Source organism: Lelliottia sp. RWM.1, assembly GCF_016859735.1.
GTDB lineage: Bacteria > Pseudomonadota > Gammaproteobacteria > Enterobacterales > Enterobacteriaceae > Enterobacter.
In genome coordinates, this window is the sequence record NZ_WLVC01000082.1 from 1 (window position 1) to 6,854 (window position 6,854).

At 47.1% G+C, this 6,854-nt stretch carries 11 protein-coding genes and 1 pseudogene; 7 read left to right on the forward strand and 5 right to left on the reverse strand.

Going from position 1 to position 6,854, the window contains the following annotated elements:
• Nucleotides 1–58: 58 nt before the first annotated feature.
• From GF617_RS25955 to GF617_RS25965, 3 genes are read right to left on the reverse strand one after another with little or no spacing between them, the layout of a single operon-like run.
• Nucleotides 59–283 (reverse strand): conjugal transfer protein TraM, encoded by a 225-nt coding sequence (locus tag GF617_RS25955; RefSeq protein ID WP_148839772.1) that lies wholly within the window; start codon nt 281–283, stop codon nt 59–61.
• A gap of 9 nt (nt 284–292) precedes the next feature.
• Nucleotides 293–574: a transcriptional repressor KorA gene (gene korA / locus GF617_RS25960; protein WP_016338364.1), complete on the reverse strand. Its 282-nt coding sequence runs from the start codon at nt 572–574 to the stop codon at nt 293–295.
• 8 nt (nt 575–582) lie between these two features.
• Entirely contained in the window at nt 583–1,320 is a 738-nt protein-coding gene (locus GF617_RS25965; protein WP_013279384.1) for a lytic transglycosylase domain-containing protein, read from the reverse strand.
• 108 nt (nt 1,321–1,428) lie between these two features.
• Between GF617_RS25965 and GF617_RS25970 the strand changes: the two genes are divergently transcribed.
• From GF617_RS25970 to GF617_RS25995, 6 genes are all read left to right on the forward strand, one after another.
• Entirely contained in the window at nt 1,429–1,734 is a 306-nt protein-coding gene (locus tag GF617_RS25970; protein WP_012561154.1) for an H-NS family nucleoid-associated regulatory protein, read from the forward strand.
• A 15-nt stretch (nt 1,735–1,749) separates the two neighbouring features.
• Entirely contained in the window at nt 1,750–2,094 is a 345-nt protein-coding gene (locus GF617_RS25975; RefSeq protein WP_012561155.1) for a hypothetical protein, read from the forward strand.
• Complete coding sequence (locus tag GF617_RS25980; RefSeq protein WP_016338363.1) at nt 2,091–2,405, forward strand: TrbM/KikA/MpfK family conjugal transfer protein; 315 nt, start codon at nt 2,091–2,093, stop codon at nt 2,403–2,405. Before GF617_RS25975 ends, GF617_RS25980 begins: the two co-directional genes overlap by 4 nt.
• Nucleotides 2,406–2,440: 35 nt before the next feature.
• Nucleotides 2,441–2,752, forward strand: a complete 312-nt coding sequence (locus GF617_RS25985; RefSeq protein ID WP_013279382.1) for a hypothetical protein — start codon at nt 2,441–2,443, stop codon at nt 2,750–2,752.
• A 259-nt stretch (nt 2,753–3,011) separates the two neighbouring features.
• Entirely contained in the window at nt 3,012–3,449 is a 438-nt protein-coding gene (locus GF617_RS25990; RefSeq protein ID WP_020325134.1) for a restriction endonuclease, read from the forward strand.
• A gap of 4 nt (nt 3,450–3,453) precedes the next feature.
• Nucleotides 3,454–3,660, forward strand: a complete 207-nt coding sequence (locus GF617_RS25995) for a hypothetical protein (protein ID WP_001749967.1) — start codon at nt 3,454–3,456, stop codon at nt 3,658–3,660.
• A gap of 10 nt (nt 3,661–3,670) precedes the next feature.
• Here GF617_RS25995 and GF617_RS26000 read toward each other — a convergent pair.
• Nucleotides 3,671–3,943: pseudogene (locus GF617_RS26000) on the reverse strand (IS1 family transposase); the annotation flags it as partial.
• A gap of 98 nt (nt 3,944–4,041) precedes the next feature.
• Here GF617_RS26000 and GF617_RS26005 point away from each other — a divergent pair.
• Nucleotides 4,042–5,475: a DNA cytosine methyltransferase gene (locus tag GF617_RS26005; RefSeq protein WP_001288432.1), complete on the forward strand. Its 1,434-nt coding sequence runs from the start codon at nt 4,042–4,044 to the stop codon at nt 5,473–5,475.
• A gap of 33 nt (nt 5,476–5,508) precedes the next feature.
• On the opposite strand, the gene GF617_RS26010 is transcribed toward GF617_RS26005, so the two are convergent.
• Entirely contained in the window at nt 5,509–6,717 is a 1,209-nt protein-coding gene (locus tag GF617_RS26010; RefSeq protein WP_001749969.1) for a type II site-specific deoxyribonuclease, read from the reverse strand.
• Between the last annotated feature and the right edge of the window lie 137 nt (nt 6,718–6,854).

A 6,854-nucleotide genomic window follows, 5' to 3' on the forward strand; every position in this document is an offset into this window, starting at 1 on the left:
GGTAAGCAGAGTTTTTGAAATGTAAGGCCTTTGAATAAGACAAAAGGCTGCCTCATCGCTAACTTTGCAACAGTGCCGGGATTACGTGAAGCATCCACATAAAGCAACTAACCATGATCGCAATAGCACAACCAATTGGAATCCATGTGCTCAACCACGTCTGGATTGATGTAGCGGTTGATTCACCAGTATCGGTGCCAGCGGCCAGCGCAATTTGCGGCAGGGCAATGGACAAAACGCCCATAACTACCGCAGGGCCATACTTCTTAAACAACGTGGTCATACTTTCTCCTTACTCACTATCTTCTGTTGATTGCAGATTTAACCGGCATTCTTCAACGCCACACTTATCTTTCAAAAACTCTGCCAGTAGCCTTAAATCAGCCCAGGTTCGTAGTTCATGCTCTTTGTTAACCCGAATGGAACATGCGATCTGGCCCAACTGTTCATCGTCTATCTGAAAAACGGGATACCACGTCTTTAATGAAACCCGTTTTATCGTTACCTCCTTCACTTTTCCTGTTTCAAATAGCTCCAGGATCTGTGATTGCAATACAAGGTACAAACGTTCCATCCATAACCTCACTCCCCCTTCGCTGTTTCCTGTTTGGTTAAAAAGGCATCCGTATTATTTCGGCTGAAGGCATCGCCATCACCCGAACCAAAAACATCTTGTTCACCGTCATACTGCGTGGCCGTACTTTTTGCCTGCTGAGGCTCAGTCGCGGTGCTGTCCTCACTGGTCTGGCCATCAGGTAGCAGCGTAGGGATTTTCAAATCAGTTGATTGACGCGCCACGTTGATAACTTTCGTGACATACCCGTTAGAAATCCCGTTTATGAGTGAGCCGGTGTTGTAGCAGGAAAGCGCGTGTCTCAGCGCAACCTGCCCGGCTGGATAGGATTTCAGGGCGCTATCATAACAGGCTTTAAGGATGGTCTGGCTCGCCCGCAGGTTGATGCAGGGCTTGAAAATATCGTCAACCGAAAGACCCAGGCCCACTAAATTATTTGAGTTAATTTGTGCAAGGCCCATATCAAAACTTTTATTATCCTTCAGCAGAACTTTCGAAACGCTGACGGCCTCAGCTTCAGTACGTGGTTGCTGTTTTAACTGGGTACTACCACCGTTAATATTGATCCTGTACGGCCCATTTGAGGACTCATGGCCGACGATGTACGCCATTGTTAAGGGTGAAACATCAGGCGCACATCTCTGCGCAAGCCTGGCAACTTCATCTGAGGCAGGCGCAGCACTGGCACGGCCAGCACAAGCAAGGCAGGCCAGAGCGAGAACCAGAAGTTTTGGATGTTTACTCATTTACGTTTCACCGCGTAATTGTAATTTCGACGACTTATGTTTATGATAAGGGCTAATGAGATCGTGTCAAGAAGAAACGAAAAGAAAACCTCTGAAGGAAGGAAGGTAATGCTGGTTCCCCTGAAATCAGAAAAACGCCCCAAAGGTGAACCCATGTATCGTGACCCGGATAACCCTTTTAATACGTGGACTGGTATAGGGAAGCGCCCGGCCTGGCTAACTGCAAAATTGGACGCTGGCATTAGCCTGGAAGCCATGAAAATGCAGGGCGTTGCCAACCCCAGAGAACATAGACAAGTAAAATACCGCGACCCCAGGAACGCAGAAAATACCTGGTCCGGGACTGGCCGCCGACCAACATGGCTCAAAGAGCTGCTTGATAGTGGTTTATCACTTGATGATCTAAAGATATAACCGGAGAGTATAAAAATGGGCGATGTTATTGATTTTGCGGAAAAGCAAAAAGGCAGAAGGAAGAAAAAGGCATTTTCCATTCCGCCCATTTTAAGAAAATTCCGAGTCCATGCTATCAGGTTACTCGCCAGCATCATCAAATCCGGCTCTTATTCAGTTGCTTATATCGTTAAGAAAATTACAGGAAAGTTAATCAAGTTGTTCGCAATGTTAACGATTTTCGTTTTTATTGTCGAATATATCGCAGGCGATATAGGTTACAAATCTATTTATAACTCTGCGTTATTATTAATATTACTTACCGTTATCAACATTCTGGCGGGTGTATATCTGAACAAACTGTTAAGGACAAAACAATGAAGAAACTCTTAATCCCTCTGATAGCAGCTGGTAGTCTGCTTTATCTTCCTGCCAGCCATGCTGAAGATCCCTGCAAAGTTATTATGTGCATGGCGGGCAAGCTCACCGGCGATAGCGGCGGAAGCGAGTGTAACAGTGCTGAAGCTGCTTTCTTCAATATCGTTAAAAAGAACAAGCACGGCTTTTTACCCAACCACACGAGGGATGCCAGGAAGGCTTTTCTTAATGAATGCCCGGATAATGGCGAAGGTGGAAGTAACCAGTCGATGATAAGCCAGATCATAAGTAAATACGGGAAAGTTCGCTTATAGGCGGGCTAGGAATAATCTCAATTTAAGGAGCCAACGTGAAAAAAATTATATTAAGTGCATTAGCCTGTACAGCTCTCTTAACTGGTTGCGTCAGCCAAGATAAAGGTAATGCGATGCAGAGCCAGATGAATAACCAGCAACGCCAGATTAACGAATTATCCGTTCGTTTGCAGTCTGCGGAGTCCCGGCTATCAAAGCAGGAAGAAAAGCTGCGCAACGAACTGCTGCAATCCAGCGGCTATTGCTATCTGAATGGCGCCCGCTACTCGACCGGCACCGTACTTTACGGGCGGATTTGCCAAAATCAGTCAGGCAGCGCTTCGTGGCAGGTTTACAGCCGTCGCTAAACACCAGGGCGGTTTAACCGCCCTTTTCTTTACCCACAGAAAGCACACTATCACCATGTTCCCCTTCCCCACTACAGAAAACCTTATTCTATGGGCTTGCAGCGCCATCGCACTGTTTGCCGTTGTATTCTTCCGGCGTTCAGTACGCAACCGACGACACAAAAGGAAGCAGCAAAGTGCGCGGCGGGTGCTGGAGCGCATAAAGACGTTGCCGGGCTTCCCACAAAAAATTAACTACCTGAGGAAAATTGATCCTTTTGTGTTTGAAGAACTGTTGCTGGAAGGATTTGAAGCGCATGGCTTCAGAACCATCAGAAACAAACGCTATACCGGCGATGGAGGCATTGACGGCCAGGTAATAATAGGAAAATATCGCTATCTTATTCAGGCTAAACGCTATCGCGGCCATATTGCTTTACAGCACGTACAGGAGTTCGAGAAGTTGCTTAAACGTCATAACTGTCGCGGTCTGTTTTGCCATACCGGGAAAACCGGCGCAGGTTCAAAATCTGTCAGTATTGCCAGTGAACGGATGGAGATTATCAGCGGCCAGCGCCTGATAGATTTGCTCACGCCCGGCAGCTCCTTCACTATCGCAACCGCCCCGCAGACGATGATGAAGCGTACCGCAGCAACACTAGAAACGAGCACCATTGTTAAAGATGCCGGTAAAGAAAATCGATACCATGAGAGTTAATTAAATGAAGTCAGTAACTATAGAAGCAAAAACATTTGCTGAAATGTTAGGAATAACAGAAGGTGAATTAATCTTTGCCATTAAGAAAACTGGCACATTCAAAAACAAGACCATCCCACAACCTCATGAGCCACATAAATCAAATAATAGATTTTTATATTCAGACGTAATGAGGTTTATAGAATCACTAAAAGACAAAGAGAACCGGTAATGACTCCAACTTACTGATAGTGTTTTATGTTCAGATAATGCCCGATGACCTTGTCATGCAGCTCCACCGATTTTGAGAACGACAGTGACTTCCGTCCCAGCCTTGCCAGATGTTGTCTCAGATTCAGGTTATGTCGCTCAATGCGCTGAGTGTAACGCTTGCTGATAACGTGCAGCTTTCCCTTCAGGCGGGATTCATACAGCGGCCAGCCATCCGTCATCCATACCACGACCTCAAAGGCCGACAGCAGGCCCAGAAGACGCTCCAGCGTGGCCAACGTGCGTTACCTAACAATAAACCTGTTTAAATATCCAGATAAAAACATTCAATCTGGGTCAAATGAGTGATACAGTTTCACCCATAAGACCCAATGGAGGCAATATGTCTGAATTTGAATTACTGGCGCAGGATCTGCTTGAGAAAGCAGAAGCGGAAGAACAACTGCGACAGGAAAATGATAAAAAGCTGCTCGGGCAGGTGCTGGAAATCTATGACCAGAAGTACGTGGCTGAACTGCTTAGAAAAGTTGGTAAAAATGAGTGGAGTCGCGAGACTCTTAATCGCTGGATTAATGGTAAGTGCTCACCTAAGACGCTGACGTTAGCCGAAGAGGAACTTCTACGAAAAATGCTTCCGGAAGCGCCTGCACATCACCCTGACTATGCCTTCCGGTTTATTGACCTGTTTGCTGGGATTGGAGGTATACGGAAGGGCTTCGAAACCATCGGTGGCCAGTGCGTTTTTACCAGTGAATGGAATAAAGAGGCTGTGCGCACATATAAAGCTAACTGGTTTAACGATGCTCAGGAACACACTTTCAATCTCGATATTCGGGAAGTCACGCTCAGTGATAAACCTGAAGTACCTGAAAACGATGCCTATGCTTACATTAATGAGCATGTGCCGGATCATGATGTACTTCTAGCAGGTTTCCCCTGTCAACCGTTCAGCCTTGCGGGCGTAAGCAAGAAAAACTCGCTCGGGCGCGCGCATGGTTTCGAATGTGAGGCTCAGGGAACGCTTTTCTTCGATGTGGCGCGTATTATACGCGCAAAAAAACCTGCCATCTTTGTTCTTGAAAACGTTAAAAACCTGAAGAGCCATGACAAGGGTAAAACCTTTAAAGTCATCATGGATACCCTCGACGAACTGGGCTATGAAGTTGCGGATGCAGCTGAGATGGGCAAAAACGATCCTAAAGTTATCGACGGAAAGCACTTTTTACCTCAGCACCGAGAACGTATCGTTTTGGTCGGTTTCCGTCGTGATCTGAACATTCACCAGGGCTTTACCCTGCGCGATATTAGTCGTTTTTATCCGGAACAGCGTCCGTCATTTGGCGAACTGCTGGAACCCGTGGTTGACAGCAAATATATACTGACGCCGAAACTCTGGGAGTATCTCTATAACTACGCCAAAAAGCACGCAGCTAAGGGTAACGGATTCGGTTTTGGCCTCGTTAATCCTGAAAATAAAGAAAGCATTGCCCGTACGCTTTCTGCTCGCTATCACAAAGACGGGTCTGAAATTCTGATAGACCGTGGCTGGGATATGGCCACAGGTGAAACAGACTTCGCGAACGAAGAAAATCAGGCGCATCGGCCCCGCAGGCTGACTCCACGAGAGTGCGCGCGCCTTATGGGTTTTGAAAAAGTAGATGGCAGGCCTTTTCGCATTCCTGTGTCAGACACTCAGTCGTACAGGCAGTTCGGTAACTCCGTAGTGGTGCCCGTGTTTGAAGCCGTAGCCAAACTGCTTGAACCTTATATCCTGAAAGCGGTTAATGCCGATTCGTGCAAGGTTGAACGAATCTGATCGCTCCTCCCGGTATTTATGCCGGGAGATAATCTATGGAATATCTGCGTAAAGCCCTGTCAGCTCAGCAATAAACGCACCTAGCGTCATTAGCTCAGCTCTCACCGCCTCCGGGTATTTTTTGTGCAGCGATGATGGCACGACCAATCTGACACCCGACTCCCGCATCTCCCGATATTGAGCCAGAGAAACTCCCTCTTGGAGTGTAAACAGATGCACCTGATGAATTTTATCGGCCTCATTCAGTATCTGACGCCAGCGATCCTTACAGGTAGTCTTGACTGCCAGCATGCGCAGATTTTCTACGGGAAACTCAGTATCGTGGTAAGCCCCTGCGGAAGGGAAAAGGAAATCGGGTTTTTTATTACCTTCTGTGATGGCCTGCGTCGCAAAGTGTCGCAGGCCGTGCTCAATGAATAGATGCTCCAGGTGCAGTTCCAGAGACTTCCCGGCTCTGGATTTACGGCGATTGCTGACAGAATTGGCCAGCGCAATAAATTCATCCACAGAGCCAAATCCTTTCCGGATGATATCCAGAACATGCAGTTCCTCAACCAATAGAAATATGTCGTACTCCACGCGCCGGCGGTCAAGAAGTTGCTCATCCGGATCAAGGGAATTTTTCACATAATGGCTGGCTGCATACTGAATAATTTCACTTCCCGACGGAAAGCGCAGGTGCCAGTCTTCAGGTAGAATATATTTATGATTTACTGGCGCTTGCTGTAGAGATAGTCCGCCTAGAATCTGTCCTGCGGGGCCGGATATAAGCGCTCCGGGTATAACTTCACCAATAGCGGTCTCAATGACGTCCTCTTCATCAGTGCTGGCGCATACCCAAATATTTACTTCCTTACAGTCCCCCCCTTGCTCATCAAGCTTGAAAGCCAGGAGCGTCAGAGCCCCTGTATTTTCAGGATCCTGAAGTGGGCTGCCTCTACCCCAGCGGGTAATCCTTTTTTCATTCCGGGTTTTACCAAAATGACGGCTGTTATAATAAATTGCCCTGGCTTCGCTGTCAGGGCAATCATGCGATGACACATGTGCGGTGAGAAAAACCGAAGGGTTCAGTTCACGGGTATGGTTGATAGACGGAAAGAGTTTTTCAACGATACCTGAAGGGATATAAAGCCCTACCTGGTGACCACCTGTTGCGCCGGTATCGTTGGCGGAAAGGCGTTTGATGTAGACGAAGTAATTCTCACATGCGATCTCAAGTAGCCAGTTGTGGAAAACCGACATAAGCATCCCCTGTTACCCTGAAACTCTACTCACCATTTTTTCATGATTATATACAAACAGTGTCATTTTCAGAAGACGACTGCACCAGTTGATTGGGCGTAATGGCTGTTGTGCAGCCAGCTCCTGACAGTTCAATA